The following is a 17249-nucleotide window of genomic DNA, read 5'->3' as shown; positions in this document are numbered from 1 at the left end:
GGCGCTGGCTATTCCTCGCTGGTGTCGGCCTGGCGCTGCGCGTCCACAGCGGCGGGGGCCGGGGGGTCGGCGACGGCTGCCGCCATCGCGTCGGTGAGCGATATCGGCGCCTGAGGCCGCGACGCCTCCTCGGGCGCGAGCGACGGCGACGGCTGACGCTCGGGCCGGGCGCGGGCGCCCGGAGCGGCGGGCGGGCGCCCCCCCGCCCCGGAGGCCTCGCGCGCGCCCGCCTCCGGGGCGGCGCGCGGCTGCGGCGCCGTGACAGGCTCGGCGGCGCCGGCCCCATCGTCGTCGGTCGCGGGCGCGCGCGCGTCGAGCCCGCGCAGCGCCGTCCTCCGGGGGCCGGGCGCCTCGACCGGCACGCTCACCTCGCGCGCGATCTCCGCGGCCCGGGACACGCCGCGCCGCGCTGCAGGCGGCACGACGTCATCCCCCGGCGCACGCGACATCCGGCCGGCGATCAGCGTGAGCCCGACAGCGATCACCAGAGCGCCGGCCACGGTCGCCGCCGCAAGGATGCGCACGCGGGCTCGAGATCGCGCCCGGGAGGGCACCGCGACCGGCACGAGCGCGTCGTGGACGCGCATCACATCGCTCACGCTCGGCGCATCGACCCCGACCGGCGCCGTACCCGCGAGCGCGCTCGGGGCGGTCGCCGCGGTCGACTCCGCGCCCCGGGTCGCCTGTGGCGTCGTCAGGCCCACCGCCGCCGGAGCGACCGGGCCGCTGCCCGGCGCGACCGAGCCCGCCGCCGACACGCTCGACGTCGTCGTCGCGGCGGGGAGCGTCGCGGTGAACGACTTCAGCGCGAGCGACCGGAGATCCATGATCGTCGGGTCGTCGTCGCTCCGTGGCACCGAGGGCGCGCTCGATCGCCGGAGCGGCGGAGGAGGCCGGCTCGATCGCCGGCCGGCGCCTCCCGCCGGGGGCGCAGCCGCACCCCTCCCATGCGCACGGAGCATCGCACCGCCGCAGACGCTGCACTCGAGCGCAGCCCCGCCGCGCGCGTCGCTCGACACCGTGGTGACGATTCCGCAGATTTCGCAGGTAACGTCCATGAGCCCCCCGCAGGCCTCGCGACACGACAGCGGCGAGCGCCCGCCACGCCAAACTGTGATTCAAATTACATCTTGAGTATGGCGCGCGAGGGGCGGCCATGCATGCGGTCTCCGCGCGGCATTTCCGAGAATCGAGCGCGCGGCGGCGTTGCAGTGCCATCCCGGACGGTCGACATCGGACGAGAGCCGTCCTGGACCGAAGGATTCCCGGGTGGGCGCTTGCGATGCCGGCCTTCGGGCCGCTGTGGTAAGAGGCGCGCTTCGATGTGGTCGGGAGCGGACCACCGGTCCGCTCGACGTGGTCGCGGCTCCCTGCCGGGGGTCACGCGGGGGTCACGCTGACATGGGTCTGGGGGCCGCGACCGGCCTCCGAAGCGCCGGGAGGAGTTCGAGAATGGGTCTCAGCGAAACGCTGCTCGATGCGAACAAGAAATCCAAGGTCGTCGCCGACTGTTGCACGCTGGTCGACGAGGAGGTGGCTTCGAAGAGTGGACTCTCCGGCCTGGCGGTCAAGGCCGGCTACGCGGCCGTGAAGGGCATCAAGCCCGGCTTCATCCAGCAGGTGGTCGAGAAGCTCCTGCCCGAGTTCGCCAAGAAGCTCGATCCCATCTGGACCGAGGCCGCGAGCAGCGGCAACCCGAGCTCCTTCTTCACGTCGAACCGCTCGCGGATCGCCGACGCGCTCCTCAGCATCACCGACGAGAAGGCGAAGTCGTCGTCGAGCGGCGTGGTGCGCGGCACCTACGAGAAGCTGCGCGGCTCAGCGAAGAAGAACGTCGAGGAAGCCGTTCCGCGCCTCGCCCAGCTCATCCAGAAGCACACGGCCTGAGCGGCTCGGCGCAGCAGGCTCGCTTCGCGCCGGCCTGCTGCGCGCCGCGGCGAGGCGCCCCCGCGGCCGCGTGCGCGGCGGAGGGCGCCCCTGCGATCGGCGCTCAGCCAGGCTCGCCGAAGCTCCGCGCGAAGAGGTCGCGGATCGCGTCGCGGCCGGCGTCGTTGAGATCCTGCGTGCCGATGCCGGCGAAGTTCTCGCAGGTGATGCTCGGCTGCCGCGCCATCTCCCAGGCCGAGCCGCTCCAGCGGAACCAGCCGCGCTTCTCCTGATCGTAGACGAACAGCTGCTTCTTCCAGAGGCGCGCGAGCTCCGCGCCCCAGCCGGTGCCGCCGCGCACGGTGCCGTCCTCCTGGAGCGTCCCCACGACGAAGACCTGGCTGGACGCGTTGATCTGGTGCCAGATCGTCTGGAGGATGTTGCGCACGAGCGGGATCTCGCTCAGCACGCGGCCGAGGCGCCGCGACACGTAGACGAGGCTGAAGTCGCCCTTGCGCAGCTCGTCGTCCCCCAGCACGACCACGCCGCGCTGGCGCTCGAGGAGCCGGTGGCCCTCGAAGCTGTAGTTCAGCTCCTGCACCCCGTACCGCTCGGCGCACGCCCCGAACTCGGCCTCGGCCCCCTTGGCGCCGCCCGAGTGCACGCGGAAGCTCCGCGGGTCCTTCGGCCGCTCCGAGGGGGGCCGCACGTCCTCGTCGATGACGCGCATCGAGTGGGGATCGAGCCGCAGGTGGAGATCGGCGAGATCCTTGTTGCCGTGGTCCTTCAGCAGCCGCAGGCGAACCACGTCGCGCTCCGGCTGCAGGTAGACGACCACGTTGAGGTGGCGCTCGACCCGCTGGAGCGCGGCAGGCAGCTTGCCGGGAGGGCCCGCCTCGTCGACCTGGGCCGCGACCCAGACCTCGGCGGAGCGCTCCTTCGCGAGCCGCCCGAGCGCCTCCATCGCCTGCTCCGACGCGACCGCCACGTCGAAGCCGTCGACGATGATCACGTCGGGCTCGAAGTGGGCGACGCCGCGCGCGAACGCCACCGTCTCGAGCATCTTCTCGACCCACAGGTGCGCCGCCTCCTCGGGCGCGTCGACCGGCGCCTTCACGTGGCCGAGGTGCGAGTAGATCTGCCGGTGCCGCTCGACCTCGAGACGGACGGCCTCCGGCTCCTCGAGCCGCATCGACTGCGCGAGATCGTGGAAGATCTCGTCGTAGTACGCGCGGACGTGATCGACCGCGTTCTCGTGCGAGATGTGGAGGACCCGGCGATCCCGCAGCAGATCGTCGAGCGCGATCTGCACGAGCAACGCCGTCTTGCCCACGCCGGGCCGGGAGACGATGACGCCGACGTTGCCGCGACCCAGCCCGCCGTGCATCGACCCCTCGAAGACCCGCATGGGGCTCCGCTCGTTTACCTCTTTGCGGTACATGCCGACCCCCTCACTTGGCCTTCTTCGCCTGCTCTTCCCGGTATTTCTTGATGAGCTCCTCACCAAGCGCCGCCGGAAGAGGAGCATAGCGCGAGAACTCCATCGTGAACTCGGCTTTGCCCTGGGTGGCAGAGCGGAGGATCGTCGAGAAGCCGAACATGTCGGAGAGCGGCACCTCCGCCTCGACGCGGCAGAAGCCGTCTGCCTCGGTCGAACCCACGATGATGCCGCGCCGCTGCATCAGGATGCCGACGATGCCGCCCTGGTACTCGCTCGGCCCCTCGCAGGCGACCTTCATCAGCGGCTCCAGGATCTGCGGGCCGGCCTTGGGGTACGTCTCGCGCCAGGCGCCGCGCGCGGCCTCCTGGAAGGCGATGTCGGACGAGTCGACCGCGTGGGCCGCGCCGTCGTTCAGCGTGACCGACACGCCCGTGACGGGCGCGCCGATGAGCTGCCCCTTGGCGAGCATCGACACGAAGCCCTTCTCGACCGCCGGGATGAACTCGCGCGGGATCGCGCCGCCGACGACCTGATCGTCGAACCGGAACGGCGCCTCCGTCCACGGCTCGATGAAGCCGCCGACCTTGCCGTACTGACCGGAGCCGCCGGTCTGCTTCTTGTGCGTGTAGTTGAAGTCGACGCGGCGCGTGATCGTCTCGCGGTACGCGACGCGCGGCGGGCTCGTGACCACCTCGGCCGCGTACTCGCGCTTCATGCGCTCGATGTAGACGTCCAGGTGGAGCTCGCCCATGCCCTGGATGATCGTCTCGCCGCTCTCCGGATCGGCCCCGACGCGGAAGGTCGGGTCCTCCTTGGTGAAGCGGCGCAGCGCCTTCGACATGTTCGCCTGGGCCTTGTTGTCCTTGGGCGTCACGGTGAGCGAGATGACGGGCTCGGGCACGTGCATCGACGTCATCGCGACGCTCAGGGTCCCGTCCGTGAAGGTGTCCCCCGAGTTGCAGTCGATGCCGAACATCGCGACGATGTCGCCCGCGCCCGCGGAGTCGATGTCCTCCATCTCGTCCGCGTGCATGCGGACGAGCCGGCCGGCCTTGTGGCGCTTGCCCGTGCGGGTGTTCGTGATCTCGCCGCCGCGGGCCAGGTTGCCCTGGTAGATCCGCAGGTACGTGAGCTGGCCGAAGCGGCCGTCCTCGAGCTTGAACGCGAGCATCACGAGCGGCTTCTCGGAGTCGCTCGACAGGACGACCTCGGCCTCGTCCTTGTCGAGATCCACGGCCTTGTTCGTGATGTCGGCGGGCGTCGGCAGGTAGCGGGTCACGCCGTCGAGCAGGACCTGCACCGCCTTGTTCTTGTAGGCCGACCCCATCATCACCGGGACGATCTGGAGCTTCACGGTCGCCTCGCGGATCGCCTTCTGGAGGAGCTCCTCGGTGACGCGCTCCTCGAGGATCGCCTCCGTGAGCTCGTCGGAGTGCATCGAGAGCGCATCGAGCATCTCCTCGCGCGCCGCCTTCACCTCGTCGGCCATCCCGGCCGGGATGTCGCCGACGACGATCTTCTCGCCGTTCGCCCCCTCGAACCGGTAGGACTTCATCGCGACGAGGTCGACGACCCCCTCGAACTTGTCCTCGAGCCCGATCGGCAGCTGCAGCAGGACCGGGTTCAGGTTGAGCTTCTCGCGCAGCTGCGCGCGGACCCGCAGCGGGTTCGCGCCGGCGCGGTCGCACTTGTTCACGAACGCGATGCGCGGGACGCCGTAGCGGCGCATCTGGCGGTCGACCGTGAGCGACTGGCTCTGCACGCCGGCGACGGCGCAGAGGACCAGGATCGCCCCGTCGAGCACGCGCATCGCGCGCTCGACCTCGATCGTGAAGTCCACGTGGCCGGGCGTGTCGATCACGTTGATCTGATGCCCGTTCCAGAAGCAGTGCGTGGCCGCGGACTGGATGGTGATCCCGCGCTCGCGCTCGAGATCCATCGAGTCCATCTTCGCGCCGACGCCGTCCTTGCCCTTGACGTCGTGGATGGCGTGGATCCGCTTGGTATAGAAGAGGATGCGCTCGGTCAGCGTTGTCTTGCCCGAATCGATGTGGGCGCTGATCCCGATATTGCGCAGCTTGGACAGTTCGCTGATCACAGAAGGCTCCCCGCCGCGCACCCGTGAGGGCGTGCCCGTGGAGGGCGTGCGGCACGCATCGAACGTCAGCCAGGCGGCGCACTCTTGCGATCGCCCAGTCAGAAATTCGGCGCGGCTCTTAATTCGGCCCCATGGCCAGCGCCAGGGGGAAAATGATCGCGCGTGAACATTTCACGCTACTTGGCTTGAATCCTGGAAAGCCCGACCGTCTCGTCCCACTCCGATCCGTAGCCGTCGTAGTGGATGCGGTAGCGCTCTTGCCCCACGATGCCGGTGACGACCGCCGGGTACATCTGCCCGTGCCACTCGACGCGGACCCTGTCGCCGATCTTGTAGACGTTGGTCTGCGACGCCTGCAGGCCCTTGCTCCGGACCTTCGGCGGCGGGGGCGGGTGGACGACGTTGCCCTCGACGAGGCCGCGGATCCGTTCACGAGGTACAATTTCGTCCCAGATGTCATCGTACCCTTGGTAGTGGATCTTGAACTTCGTCGGACCCACGACCTCGATGACCTCGGCCGGGTAGACGTTCCCTTCCCACGTCACGAGGACGTGATCGCCGATGGCGTATTGGCGCTTGCAACCCCCCAGAACCAGCGCGAGGGCCAGAAGGAGGGCCGCAGCGTGGGCGCGCGCTGCGGGCATACTTCACGCCCGCCTTACCGTCCTCGCCGGCGCCCCGCAAGAGGCTTCGCTCAGGTACGCGCGCGGGTCGGCGCTGGACGGCGCGACGGCGCCGGGCCACGCCATGCCATGCCGTGCCGTCCTGCCGCAGGCCGCGGCATGCCGTGGTGAGCCGTCCTGCCGCAGGCCGCGCCATGCCGTGGTGAGCCGTCCTGCCGCACGCCCGCCGCGCCCCGTCCTCGACGCCCCCCAGGGCGCTGCAACGGGGCACGAACCCGTGTAGAGAACGCCCATGACCCGAGATGTTCGTCCTGGTACGGGGACCCTCTCCCGCCCGTGCCCGTGCGGCTCGGGGCGCTCGTACCGCGAGTGCTGCGCCCCCTGCCATCTGGGCGATCGCGAGGCCCCCGACGCCGTGGCGCTGATGCGCTCGCGGTACGCCGCGTTCGCCGTCGGAGACACCGCCTACCTCTGGCGGACGCTGCACATGGGCCACATCGATCGCGGGCGCGACAGGGACCAGGTGCTCCGCGAGCTGAAGGTGACGATCCACCACCACCGGTACCGGGGCCTCCAGATCCTCGACAGCCTGCAGAGCGGCGACTCCGCGTCGGTGCTGTTCCTCGCCAAGATCTTCGAGGCAGGCGTCGATCGATCGTTCGTCGAGCTGTCCGATTTCCTCCACGACGGCGAGGGCTGGCGCTACCTCCACGGCGTCGCCATCCCGCGCGCCCGCATCAGCGTCCCGCCCGACGCGCTGACGATCGCCCGGTTCTCCTCCCTCGCCAGCTGACCGGCCCTCGCCGGCCGAGCGGGCGCTCGGGCGGCCGATGCGCCCTGGGCCCGCTGACCAGGCCCCCCCGGGCGAGCGATGCGCCTCAGCCGGCCGACGGGCCCGACGCGCGGGCCTCGTGCCACCCCATCGCCTCGACCACGGCGCGGTTCTTGTCCATCCACACCGCGATGCGCTCGCGCGTCGTCCGGTAGGCGTACTCCAGGATGGCGCGCCGCGCGCGCAGGTTGGCGGGGTTGTGGAGGAACAGCAGCGCGTCGTTCCGCGCGGGCTCGAGCACGAGGACCTGCATCTTGCCCTCGACGAGCGCGCGCCCCACCGCCTGGTGGAGCCGCGCGTGCGCGCCGATCCGCATCGCCTGGTTGAAGATCCAGAGCATGCCCTTGTCGCGCACGCTCTCGCGCACCCCGTGCCCTGTCGGGACGGGGCGGTGCGCGGTGGAGACGGGCACGAGCGGGCTCACGACGATCGTGAGCTCCACGCCGGCGGCCTGCGCGAGATCGAGGTGCGCCACGTGGCCCAGCCCGCCGTCGAGGTAGTGGCGGTGCTCGACGCGCACCGGGGAGAAGAACAGCGGGAGCGCGAGCGACGCCGCGCAGGCGAGCGACACCGGGACGTGGTCGAACCCCTCGGCGCCGAAGACGACGCGCTCGCCCGAGTCGAGGTCGTGCGCCGGGATGCGCAGCGTCCGCGGCATCGCGCGGAACGAGTTCGGGATGCCGCGCCGCAGGAAGAACTCGCCGAGGAACCGCTCGTAACGGTCGAGCTGGAAGAGCCCCGCGGGGAGCGAGTCGTTGAAGCGATCGAGCTGCTCGAACAGGTACTGCTGCGCCGGCGCGTTCGGGGTCGCGTCGCCCCGGGTCGTGAGCCGGACGATCGCGTGGCGGAGCGCGACCAGGCTGGTGCTGAGCGCGCGCCGCCACTCGCCGACGTCGATGTGGAGGAGGTGGCTGCGCTCCAGCGGGAAGAAGTTGTCGACCGGATCGAGCAGGGCGCGGTAGAGCCGCTCGATCGGAATGCCGCCCGCCAGGGCCGCGGCGACCGCGGCGCCGCTGCCGTGCCCGAGGTAGAGCGAGAAGCTCTGGTTGTCGATCCCCTCGACGCCATCCTCGAGCGCCGCGAGCGCGCCGATCTGGTAGAGCGCGCCCGTCAGGCCGCCCCCTGGCAGGCAAAGGCTGACGCGCGCTCGCTTCGCCCCGGCGCGCGGGGCGGCGCGGCCCTCGCCGCTCGCGTCCACGGTCCCGGACGAGCGGCCCTCGCCGTCCCCCGCTGCGATCTGCGCGGCTCGGCTCTCGCCGCCGCCTTGGCTCCCGAACGCCGGCATCATGAGAGGTCCTTTTCCCTCGCGCGGGCCGCCCCCTCGGCGCGACGGCCGAGGACGCAGGCGAGCGCGGTCAACACGAGCGCAGAGGCGGAGCTCACCGCCACGAGCCACACCGGGCTCGCCGCGGCGTCGGGCAGCGCGGCGCCGGCGGCCGAGGGCGCGCCGTCGGCGGCCCCTGCGCCCGCCGCGGAGAGGAGCGAGAAGCACTGGATGGCGTTGTAGGTGCCGTGGAGGAGGATGGACGGCAAGAGCGACCCGCTCGCGACGCGGAGCACGCCGAGGGCCGCGCCGAAGATCCCGATCGGCAGGAACTTCTGCCACCCGACGTGGGCCACCGCGAAGAGCGCGGCCGTGATCGCGATCACGACCGGGGCGCGGTGCGTCCAGCGCAGCGGGCGGGCGAGCGCTCCCCGGAAGAAGACCTCCTCCAGCGCGGGGCCGAGCACGATGAAGATGAGGCCGAGCGCGGCCTGCTCGGGCGCGCTCGCGTCGACGAAGACCCGGACGAGCTCGGCGTCGTCGATCCCCGACGGCCAGCGCGCCTCGATCGCCGTGTAGAGCGCGGCGATGGGCCCCTCGAGCGCGAAGCCGAGCGCGATCGCGAGCGGATAGAACGCCACGTGCGTCCTGCGCACGCCGAGGAACTGCCGGATCGACGCGCGGGGCGCGTGCACCTGGAGCACGCCGAAGAGCCCGAGCAGGTACGCCGCGGCCTGGCACGCGAAGCTGCCGATGATGTCGAGCTTCGGCGCCGCCCGGAACGAACCCGCGCCGTCGAGCGCCGGCTCCATCCGGAAGGAGGAGATCAGGCCGAGCAGGAACAGGAACAGCGCGGTGACGCCCACGGTCCAGCCGATGGCCCCGGGGATCGACATCGGTCGCTCCTCGCCGCCTCGCCGGACGAGCGGGCCAGGCCCTCCGCCGCTCGGCGGAGGGTCGGGGGTGCCATGAAGATCGCTCATCGACCTCGCAGATAAGGCAGGACGCCCCGCTTCACGACCGTGTCCGTGCCGAGGCGATCGCTCGTCTCCGGGTAGTCGATCGTCGTGTGCAGCCCCCGGCTCTCGTGCCGGGCGGAGGCGCAGCCGACGATGAGCTCGGCCACGGTGGCGATGTTGCGCAGCTCGAGCAGATCCCGGGTGACAAGGTGCTTCCAGTAGTACTCGCGGATCTCCTCCTGGAGCAGGGAGATCCGCCGGGCGGCGCGCCGGAGGCGGGCGTCGGACCGGACGATGCCGACGTAGTTCCACATGGTGCGGCGCAGCTCGTCCCAGTTGTGGGCGACGACGACCTCCTCGTCGCTGGCGACCGCGTTGCCGACCTGCCACTCGGGCACATCGGGGAACGCGCTCTGCCGGAGCTCGGCGATCTGGGTGCCGAGGCGGGCGGCCGCGCGCTGGCCGAAGACGAGCCCCTCGAGCAGCGAGTTCGAGGCGAGCCGGTTCGCGCCGTGCAGCCCCGTGCACGTGCACTCGCCGATCGCCCAGAGCCCGGGGATCGTCGTCCTGCCGTAGAGATCGGTCGTGATCCCGCCGCACATGTAGTGGGCGGCCGGCACGACGGGGATCGGCTGCACGGTGATGTCGATGCCGTAGCGCAGGCACTGCGCGTGGATGGTCGGGAAGTGCTCGCGGACGAAGCTCGCGGGCCGGTGGGTGATGTCGAGCAGCACGTAGTCCGAGCCTGTCCGCTTCATCTCGAAGTCGATGGCCCGCGCCACGATGTCGCGCGGCGCGAGGTCCTTGCGCGGATCGTGGCTGGCCATGAAGGCCGTCCCGTCCGGCAGCCGGAGGATGGCGCCCTCGCCGCGCAGCGCCTCGCTCACGAGGAAGCTCTTTGCCTCCGGGTGGAACAGGCACGTCGGGTGGAACTGGTAGAACTCCATGTTCGCGATCTCGGCGCCTGCCCGGTAGGCCATGGCGACGCCGTCGCCCGTCGCGACGTCGGGGTTCGTCGTGTAGAGGTAGACCTTGCCTGCGCCGCCGGTCGCGAGCACGGTCGCCCGCGCGAGGTAGGTCTCGACGACGTGCGGCTTCGAGGCTGGCCGGTGCCGGGGCGCCGGCCGCTCCGAGTCGCGCGGCCGCGGCCCGCCGTTCAGCGCGGCGTCGGTCTCGTCGAGCACGTAGGCGCCGGCGCAGATGTCCGGCCCCCCGAACCGGGAGAGCGGGATGAGGTCGATCGCCGTGTGGTGCTCGGCGAAGCGGATGTTCGGGTTCTGCCGGGCCTGCTCGAGGAGCGCGCGCTCGATCTCGAGGCCGGTGGCGTCGGCGGCGTGCACGATCCGCCGCGCGGAGTGCCCTCCCTCGCGCCCGAGGCGCACCCGGCCGTTCTCGTGATCGAACTGGGCGCCCCGCGCGATGAGCTCGCGCACCCGCTCGGGCCCCTCCCGCGCGCAGATCTCGACGACCACCTCGTGACAGAGCCCCGCCCCCGCCTCGAGCGTGTCGGCGATGTGCGCCTCGGGGGAGTCGTCCGGGGCGAAGACCGCGGCGATGCCGCCCTGGGCGTACTTCGTGTTGGACTCGTCACGCGCGCGCTTGGTGACGATGATCACTTCGCCGTGCTCGGCCGCCTCGAGCGCGAAGGTCAGCCCAGCCACACCGCTACCGATGACGAGGAAATCGGTCGTTATCGCCACGGCCAGGAGGGTAGCAGGAGCGGGGCGCACGGAGGTAGGCCGTGGTGCGCTTCCTGCGTGCGACGGCGCTGCGGCCAGGCGCTCGGGCGGGAGGCCGGCGTGTCCGGGGAGAGCGGAGCGCCGGCGTGCGCTTGCGGAGGCGTGGGCGCGCGCTCGGGCTGATCGCGCTCATGGAGGAGCGCCTCGGCCGTTGTCGACGCGTGCCGGGGCGCGCGTCGCGCGCTCGGGCTCGCAGCGCGAGCCCATGAGCGCAGTCCATCCATCAGGAGGCGCGACTCGCGCAGCAGGTTGCGATGCGCCGTCGAGGATGCCGGAGATGCGGTGTTCCGGCACAACACGACAGGTTCCCGGAGAGCACATCAGAGCCAGCGTCCCCGACACACCCTCTGGTCGACTCGCTCGATCCAGCCCCTTCGTGAAGGGGCCTCTCGCTCAAGAGTCCTCGCTTCTGCGGTGCGCCGAGGGCACGAGCATCAGCTTCGGGCGACGCTTGCTTCGCGCTTTGGGGCCACCTGCCGGGCGTGGGTTCTTCGCCCACAAGAGGCTCTGCGACGCGGGCAGTCTGGGCCCTGACGGCGGCGCAAGCTCCTCCGCCGCCGCTTCGCGAGCTTCCCGCTCTGCGATGCAATGCACGCAATACTTCTCGGGATCCCAGTCGATGTCCTCGAGACCCAGCCGCCGTACCCACATCCGCTCCCACTCCCCCATCTTGCTCGAGCTGGGGCGCTTACCAGAGGGAGGGGGGTCGTCTCCGCGGGACCTTCGGCGCTTCGGCATGGGGCTCCTTGAATTCGGGCGGCGCCCATTCTGCCGGCAACGAATGAGCGCGCCAAGGGGATTCTTCGAATCATCGTTGCCGTTTTGCCGAGTTACGTTCAGCCCTCCGAAATTGCCACGAAATCATACCGCCTCTCATTTTTTCTTCGACGCTCGCCGCGATCAGCAGTCCAGCGGGCTCTGCTCGCCGCTCCACCCCTTCCCCGGGCAACCCGCCGCAGCCGCGGGATCCGCCGCTGCCTCCGTTCGCTCCGGCGCCCGGCCTGGCTCCCGGGAAGATCGCCGCCCCGTCCTTCGCGCCGTCACCTTCGTCCACAAGAAGGCTGCCCCCCCGGCCCGTGCTCGGCCCTCCGGGCCTGCGCGAGCTCCGGCGCGTCTGCACCGCTCCACCTGACGAGTTCAACCCACAGACCCCGCCACGCGTGCCAGGACGCACATTACCTGCTCGAGCTCGCCGTTCTCATGAGCGCAGTCCATCAGCAGGCTTGCCGCCAGGCGCAGCTCACGGTGCGCGGCGAGGATGCCGGCGATGCGCTGCTCGGACACCGAGCCCCAGAGGGCCCCCGAGCACGCGAGGAAGATGTCGCCCGGCTCCGTGTCCTCGACCTGGGCCGTCATCTCCACCGCTGCGTCGCGGCCGAGCGCGCGTGTGGCCGCGCTGGCGTGTTGTCCCAGCATGGCTGGGGCATCCGGCGAGGCGGATCCGTCCAACGCCCCACCGTCGCGCGCCGCATCCTCACGCGTTCGCGCCTCCAGCTTCCCCCCACGGAACCGGTAGATGTGCATATCGCCGGCGTAGACGATGTACGCCGCCCCTGGCGCGAGCAGTACACCGGCGAAGCTCACCTGCACGCCGCTCGGCCCCGGCCCCGGATGTTCGTCCTCGGAGCGGCCTGTTCGACGCGGGCGCATCATGAGCCGCACTTCATCCCGGCACTGCGGCGCGATCGTCTCACCAGCACCAAGGGCGTCCGCACAGTCTGCCTCGACAGCGGGTTGCACCGTCTCGATCGCCGTGCGGGAGACGACCTCTCCGCCAAGCCGGCCCGTGATCAGGAAGAGCCCCAGACAAGGCAACTCCCCAGAGCGCTCTCCGTTGCTCGCACGACGCCTCGACACAAGGGCCTCCGCCCCTGCCTCGATGGCGATCGTTGGACACACCATCGTCCACCTCGCACGCTCGTCGCAAGGACGAGCCGAGTCAGCGCGCACCACGCTCGCGGTGCGCCGGTCTCCTGTTCTGTCGCCCAGCGCGCCGCGCCGCCGCCGTGCTCCCTCGGCGTGCTCAGGCCGTCAGCGGCTGCTCGCTCGAGCTGGGAGCTCGCGGCGGGACCTTTCGCTCAGGCGCTCAAAAATCCTCGCGCACGAGACGCGCCAGTCGCACCATTTTCAGCAGCAGCCGCCTGCAGCGGCCCTTGCTCCGCCTGCTTCGCCTACCCGCCCTCGGTGGAATCTTCTCCCACCCAGGGCTCAGCCGCAGCTTCGGTCGGTTCGCCGACCGTGATGCCAGCTCCTCCATCACCGCTTCCCAGGCCGCTCGCTTCGCGATGCAGTGCTCGCAGTGCAGCTCGGGGTCCCACTCCACATCCTCGAGACCCAGCCTGCGCACCCACATCCGCTCCCACTCCCCCATCCCGCTCGGGCTGGGGCGTCTTCCGGAGGGAGGGACGTCGTTTCCACTGGAATTCCGGCGCATCGGCAGGGCGCTCCTTGGGATCGAGCGGCGCGCATACTGCCGGCCACGAACGGGCTCGCCAAGCGTTTTCGTCCAGAAATCGATGTCTTTCGATTACTTACGCGCAGCCAGGCCGGGTCGTCACAAAATCGTACGGTCGTCCTCACTTTCTCCGCCGCTCGCCGGTGGCAGGAGCCCGGCGGGCGCGGCTTGCCGCTGTACCCGTCGCCTGCGGGAGGCGCCTCGCCCGCTCGATTGCCCGCTCGATTGCGCGTCGCGCGATCGTCGGGGTCGGCTCCAGCACACTTCGCGGCGGCAGGCGGCACCAGCGACGAGGCCGCCCGCTGCCTCGTCGCTCACTTACGGAAGTTGCTGCTCCGCCGCCGCCGTGCCTGCCGCGCCCGTGCTCCCGTCCGGCGTCGCCCCCGCCGACGCCTGCGGCGCGGCTTTCACCGGCGTTATCGCCAGCTTCACCTCCGCCGTCGCTCCCTTTGCCACACCCACCGTCTGGCTCGCCGGCTCGTAGTCCAGATGCGTCGCCTCCACCCGGTGCTCGCCGGGGTCGACGAACACCTCCCCTTCCAGAGGCGCCCGCCCCAGGCCCTTGCCGTCCACCAGCGCATCCGCTCCCGCTACGGTGACCGACACCTTGAGCGCACCCACCTGCGCCCGCGACTCCGCCAGCCACTTCTCCGCGTTCGGCTTCAGCTTCGCCACACCCTTCAGCAGCAGCCAGTTCCTCAGCGCGAACGACAGGTACTTCGCTGCTTCCTTGTGCTTCTTCAGCTGGTACTCCGTGTTCCCGAGGTTGTACGCCACGTCGAACGTCGGGTTCAGCTCCCACGCCGACTCAAGCTCAGCCTCCACGGATTTCCTCGACGCCATCGCAGTCGATGAACCGCGTTCCTCGCCCCATGCAGCGCGCGCTGGCATGCAGCAAAGAAGGACGGCCACAAGGATGCTGCCCACCCCCGGCCCGTGCTCGGCCCTACGGGCCTGCGCGCGGTCCGCCCCTCCCATGTCCTGCGCTCCGCGCGGGACGGGAGGGGTCTCCGTCGCGACGGCCACTCCGCGGCCACCACCACAGCGGCGCGTCCGCCCCCTCGCGCCCCGCGGCTCCCCCGCCGCGTAGAAGTGATCTGCTGCCGGGCTGCCTTCAGCGACCGTAGGATGGTATCCGGGTTTTAGCCCCAACGCAGAAGCGGTCAGCAGACCAACGGTCCCTCCGCCCGCACCTCTTGCAGTCCACTCCAGGGTGGTGAAGTTTTCAGCGCCGGGCAGCCCGCCCTGCCGCGTCTCCGCGACAAAAGAGTCCTTACCACCCCGGCGCGGGGTGCGTCCAACCATTTCTTGTCTCCTCCTTCAGCTCAGCTGTTCGCAGAGCACCGCGCTCGTCCGTCGCTCCTCTGCATTGCGCTCAGCTATCAACAATTCTCACTCATTCTCACCGCACTGCTGCACTTCACTGGCCGCAGCTCGCTTTGCCTGTGAAGTCCCAACATTCTCCGCTCACCCCCACATCACCGGCATTTCCACCCGGCGCCGTGCTACCGCCCTCGCCCGCTGTTCCCCCGATGAAATTCGCCAGCGTCACCGCCGCGCCCGGCGCCGCCGCGTAGGCGATGCCCACCGCGTGCCCGCCTCGGCCGCCTGCTCCGGGACCGCCGGCCCCGCCTGAGCCACCTCTCCCGCCGTCGCAGCCACGGATCGAGGGGGAGATTCCCGAAGCGGCGCCGCCGGCGGCGCCGACGCCGCCATCCGCACCACTCTGACCGGCAACCCCATCCCCGCCCTTCCCCGCCTTGCCCACCGTGACGCTCACCTCCCTCAGCGCCAGCTTCGTCCCCAGGCTCACGATCCCGATGCTCGACCCGCCGGCCTTCCCGCCGCCGCCGCCCTTGCCACCACAGCCTCCGGCACCACCGCCACCGCCGCTGGCGCCCGGGCCCTCGACGGTGTTCGGGCCCGCCGCGCAAAACAGCCCCGCCTTCGATCCGCCACCACCACCTCCCCCTTGACCTCGCTTACCGGATGTGCCGCTGCTGCCATCTCCGCCAGCGATGCCAGCAAGCGTCAGCGTCGTATCGCTGCCGACGATTCCGGGATCGCCTGAAGCTCCAAGAACCCCGGGCTCTCCCTGCCGGCAATTGCCACTGGTCTGTCCATTTCCTCCGAGCCCGGATCCATCGGGGTTCGGCTCCGGCAACGGCGCTCCATCCGCACCCTTCTGCCCGTTGCCCTCCTCGATGCCCGTGAGCCCGCCGAGCCCACCGGCGCCGCCGCGCGTCTCGCCGTCGTCGCACGTCGTCACGCCGGGGTCTCCGCCGTACACGAGCTCGTCCCGTGCACACGCCGCCGATGCACTCGTCATCAGCGCGCTCGCTCCCGCCTGCGGCGCCTCCGTCGGCGTCTCGCCGTTCGCGCCATCCATCCCGTCGCCGGCCGTCACATCCACCTGCGCGAGCTCCGCCTCCACGTCCGCCACCGCCACGCCGATCGACGACTCACCCAGTTCCGTCGCGCTCGCCGCGCGCACCGCGAAGCTCCTCACCTTTGCCCCGCTCGCGCCTTCCGTCATCGTGAGCGCCGCCGCGCCCGCCGGTCCCTCGATCGCGCTACGCGCCGCCTCGCTCCACGTCCACTCCGCCTTGCAGTCGAAGCCCCCTATCACCTCGACCTTGGCCCCAATCGTCACGCTCTCCTCGAATGCCCCGCTCGCGCACGCGAGCACCCGCTTGCTCCCCGCGTTCGCAACCGCCTCCCCGAGCGACGCGTACGGGTTCGCCTTCGTCCCGTCGCCCCCCGGCTCCGCCGTCGCGCTCGCGAACACCGCGCACTCGTCCCTCACCGTGCTCGCATTCTCCCTCGGATCAGCATCGCACTCGGGGTTCGGCACGCTGCCTCCGGTGCCATCCCGCAACCCGCGGTGGTGCTCACACATCAGGGTGAACTCGCAGTCCTCCGCGACGTTGCTCCACACCGTATCGCAACCGGCGGAGCAAACGACAAACCCCACGGAGCACAGCTGCCAGCGAACTCGATTCCTCTTCATCGCACCCTCGTGTCGGCTCTTCACCATGCCCCCTGCACCACAATTCCCCTGTAACCCACCTGCGTTTCGGGCAGGACACGCACCTTGCCTGCCGCCTTGGTCCCCGAGCGCGGCCACAGCGCGTAGGTCACGGCTGCAATGGCGAGCACGCCCGACGCCGTGTACGCCACGGTGGCTGCACGCCCGAACGTGTCGACCCGCGAAGCCGTCGATCGGAGGTCAGAGCACGCTTGACTGTATGCAGCCGGTGCATCCGGGCAGCCACCACCCGCCTTGAGGATCGCATCCGCTTGCGCATGCCCATCGGCGCTCGCAGCGTTCGACGCCGCCGTCATCCCGATCCCCACGCCGAGCCACACCGCGCTCGCCGCCCCCAGCGTGATCACCGGCCCCCAGTTCCTCTTCGGCGGCAGTGGCCGCTCCACTGGCATTGCAGGCGGATGCTCCACCATCGGCGCACCGGCCGTCACGCCCGTATCCCCCTCCGTCGCCGCGCCCGCCGCCTGTGCCTCGCCCTTCGCGAGCACCATGGCCGGCGCCATGTCCCTGGCCTCTCCTTTCCTCGAAGCCGTGACAGTCGACGAGCCGCACTCCTGGCCCCACGCAACGCGCGTTGGTGTGCAGCCCAGCACGATAGCCACAAGAAGGCTGCCCACCCCCGGCCCGTGCTCGGCCCTCCGGGCCTGCGCGCGGTCCGCCCCTCCCAGGTCCCGCGCTGCGCGCGGGACGGGAGGGGCCGCCTGTACCACGGTGACGCTCGCTCCGGCGCTGCGGCTCCGCCATCGGGCCGCGTCTCGAAGCTCTCCCGCTGCGCAAAAGCGACCTGCTGCCGGGCTCCCTTCAGCGACCGTCGGATAACATCCGCTCTCGCGGCCCGACGCAGAAGAAGTCAGCAGATCAACGGTCCCTCCGCCCGCGCCTTGGGCAGTCCACTCGGTGGTGGTGAAGTTGTCAGCGCCGGG

13 protein-coding genes are annotated in these 17249 nt (G+C 70.9%); 2 read left to right on the top strand and 11 right to left on the bottom strand.

The window, feature by feature from the left end; genetic code table 11:
• Positions 1 to 8: 8 nt before the first annotated feature.
• Positions 9 to 857, bottom strand: a complete 849-nt coding sequence (locus WMF27_RS03600; RefSeq protein ID WP_437943828.1) for a hypothetical protein — start codon at positions 855 to 857, stop codon at positions 9 to 11.
• 595 nt (positions 858 to 1452) lie between these two features.
• Here WMF27_RS03600 and WMF27_RS03595 point away from each other — a divergent pair.
• The gene (locus WMF27_RS03595; RefSeq protein ID WP_437297728.1) at positions 1453 to 1887 is read left to right on the top strand and encodes a DUF6918 family protein; all 435 of its coding nucleotides are present in this window, start codon (positions 1453 to 1455) and stop codon (positions 1885 to 1887) included.
• Between the two features lie 103 nt (positions 1888 to 1990).
• Here WMF27_RS03595 and WMF27_RS03590 read toward each other — a convergent pair whose 3' ends face one another.
• From WMF27_RS03590 to WMF27_RS03580, 3 genes are all read right to left on the bottom strand, one after another.
• Positions 1991 to 3307, bottom strand: coding sequence for a hypothetical protein (locus WMF27_RS03590; protein ID WP_437943827.1), 1317 nt, complete (start codon positions 3305 to 3307; stop codon positions 1991 to 1993).
• A 10-nt stretch (positions 3308 to 3317) separates the two neighbouring features.
• The gene (fusA, locus tag WMF27_RS03585; RefSeq protein ID WP_437761657.1) at positions 3318 to 5405 is read right to left on the bottom strand and encodes an elongation factor G; all 2088 of its coding nucleotides are present in this window, start codon (positions 5403 to 5405) and stop codon (positions 3318 to 3320) included.
• A gap of 176 nt (positions 5406 to 5581) precedes the next feature.
• Complete coding sequence (locus tag WMF27_RS03580; protein WP_437761658.1) at positions 5582 to 6049, bottom strand: Tudor-knot domain-containing protein; 468 nt, start codon at positions 6047 to 6049, stop codon at positions 5582 to 5584.
• Positions 6050 to 6320: 271 nt separating this feature from the next.
• Here WMF27_RS03580 and WMF27_RS03575 point away from each other — a divergent pair, with 271 nt between their 5' ends.
• Complete coding sequence (locus WMF27_RS03575; RefSeq protein WP_437761659.1) at positions 6321 to 6821, top strand: YchJ family protein; 501 nt, start codon at positions 6321 to 6323, stop codon at positions 6819 to 6821.
• Positions 6822 to 6906: 85 nt separating this feature from the next.
• Here the strand turns inward: WMF27_RS03575 and WMF27_RS03570 are convergent, their stop codons facing one another.
• From WMF27_RS03570 to WMF27_RS03540, 7 genes are all read right to left on the bottom strand, one after another.
• Positions 6907 to 8148 carry a patatin-like phospholipase family protein gene (locus tag WMF27_RS03570; protein WP_437761660.1) on the bottom strand — a complete coding sequence of 414 codons (1242 nt, stop codon included), beginning with the start codon at positions 8146 to 8148 and terminating at the stop codon, positions 6907 to 6909.
• Positions 8145 to 9020 carry a CPBP family intramembrane glutamic endopeptidase gene (locus tag WMF27_RS03565; RefSeq protein ID WP_437761661.1) on the bottom strand — a complete coding sequence of 292 codons (876 nt, stop codon included), beginning with the start codon at positions 9018 to 9020 and terminating at the stop codon, positions 8145 to 8147. The genes WMF27_RS03570 and WMF27_RS03565 overlap by 4 nt, the downstream gene beginning before the upstream one ends.
• An 83-nt stretch (positions 9021 to 9103) precedes the next feature.
• Positions 9104 to 10783, bottom strand: coding sequence for an L-aspartate oxidase (locus WMF27_RS03560; RefSeq protein WP_437761662.1), 1680 nt, complete (start codon positions 10781 to 10783; stop codon positions 9104 to 9106).
• Between the two features lie 1176 nt (positions 10784 to 11959).
• Positions 11960 to 12637 (bottom strand): PP2C family protein-serine/threonine phosphatase, encoded by a 678-nt coding sequence (locus WMF27_RS03555; RefSeq protein ID WP_437761663.1) that lies wholly within the window; start codon positions 12635 to 12637, stop codon positions 11960 to 11962.
• Between the two features lie 958 nt (positions 12638 to 13595).
• The gene (locus WMF27_RS03550) at positions 13596 to 14120 is read right to left on the bottom strand and encodes a PEGA domain-containing protein (RefSeq protein WP_437761664.1); all 525 of its coding nucleotides are present in this window, start codon (positions 14118 to 14120) and stop codon (positions 13596 to 13598) included.
• Between the two features lie 577 nt (positions 14121 to 14697).
• On the bottom strand, positions 14698 to 16287 hold the full coding sequence (locus WMF27_RS03545) for a hypothetical protein (protein WP_437761665.1): 1590 nt from the start codon (positions 16285 to 16287) through the stop codon (positions 14698 to 14700).
• Between the two features lie 20 nt (positions 16288 to 16307).
• Positions 16308 to 16817 carry a hypothetical protein gene (locus WMF27_RS03540; RefSeq protein WP_437761666.1) on the bottom strand — a complete coding sequence of 170 codons (510 nt, stop codon included), beginning with the start codon at positions 16815 to 16817 and terminating at the stop codon, positions 16308 to 16310.
• Positions 16818 to 17249 lie beyond the last annotated feature (432 nt).

The organism is Sorangium sp. So ce281 (assembly GCF_051527395.1).
In the GTDB taxonomy this organism is placed as follows: domain Bacteria; phylum Myxococcota_A; class Polyangia; order Polyangiales; family Polyangiaceae; genus Sorangium; species Sorangium cellulosum_B.
Note: the sequence above shows the minus strand (reverse complement) of the source record. Positions and strands in the feature narration are given on the sequence as shown.

Coding starts and splice junctions, on each gene's coding strand:
- WMF27_RS03575 (WP_437761659.1), top strand. CDS start 6,321: ATGACCCGAGATGTTCGTCCTGGTACGGGGACCCTCTCCCGCCCGTGC.
- WMF27_RS03570 (WP_437761660.1), bottom strand. CDS start 8,148: ATGATGCCGGCGTTCGGGAGCCAAGGCGGCGGCGAGAGCCGAGCCGCG.
- WMF27_RS03590 (WP_437943827.1), bottom strand. CDS start 3,307: ATGTACCGCAAAGAGGTAAACGAGCGGAGCCCCATGCGGGTCTTCGAG.
- WMF27_RS03545 (WP_437761665.1), bottom strand. CDS start 16,287: ATGAAGAGGAATCGAGTTCGCTGGCAGCTGTGCTCCGTGGGGTTTGTC.
- WMF27_RS03565 (WP_437761661.1), bottom strand. CDS start 9,020: ATGTCGATCCCCGGGGCCATCGGCTGGACCGTGGGCGTCACCGCGCTG.
- WMF27_RS03540 (WP_437761666.1), bottom strand. CDS start 16,817: ATGGTGCTCGCGAAGGGCGAGGCACAGGCGGCGGGCGCGGCGACGGAG.
- WMF27_RS03550 (WP_437761664.1), bottom strand. CDS start 14,120: ATGGCGTCGAGGAAATCCGTGGAGGCTGAGCTTGAGTCGGCGTGGGAG.
- WMF27_RS03580 (WP_437761658.1), bottom strand. CDS start 6,049: ATGCCCGCAGCGCGCGCCCACGCTGCGGCCCTCCTTCTGGCCCTCGCG.
- WMF27_RS03595 (WP_437297728.1), top strand. CDS start 1,453: ATGGGTCTCAGCGAAACGCTGCTCGATGCGAACAAGAAATCCAAGGTC.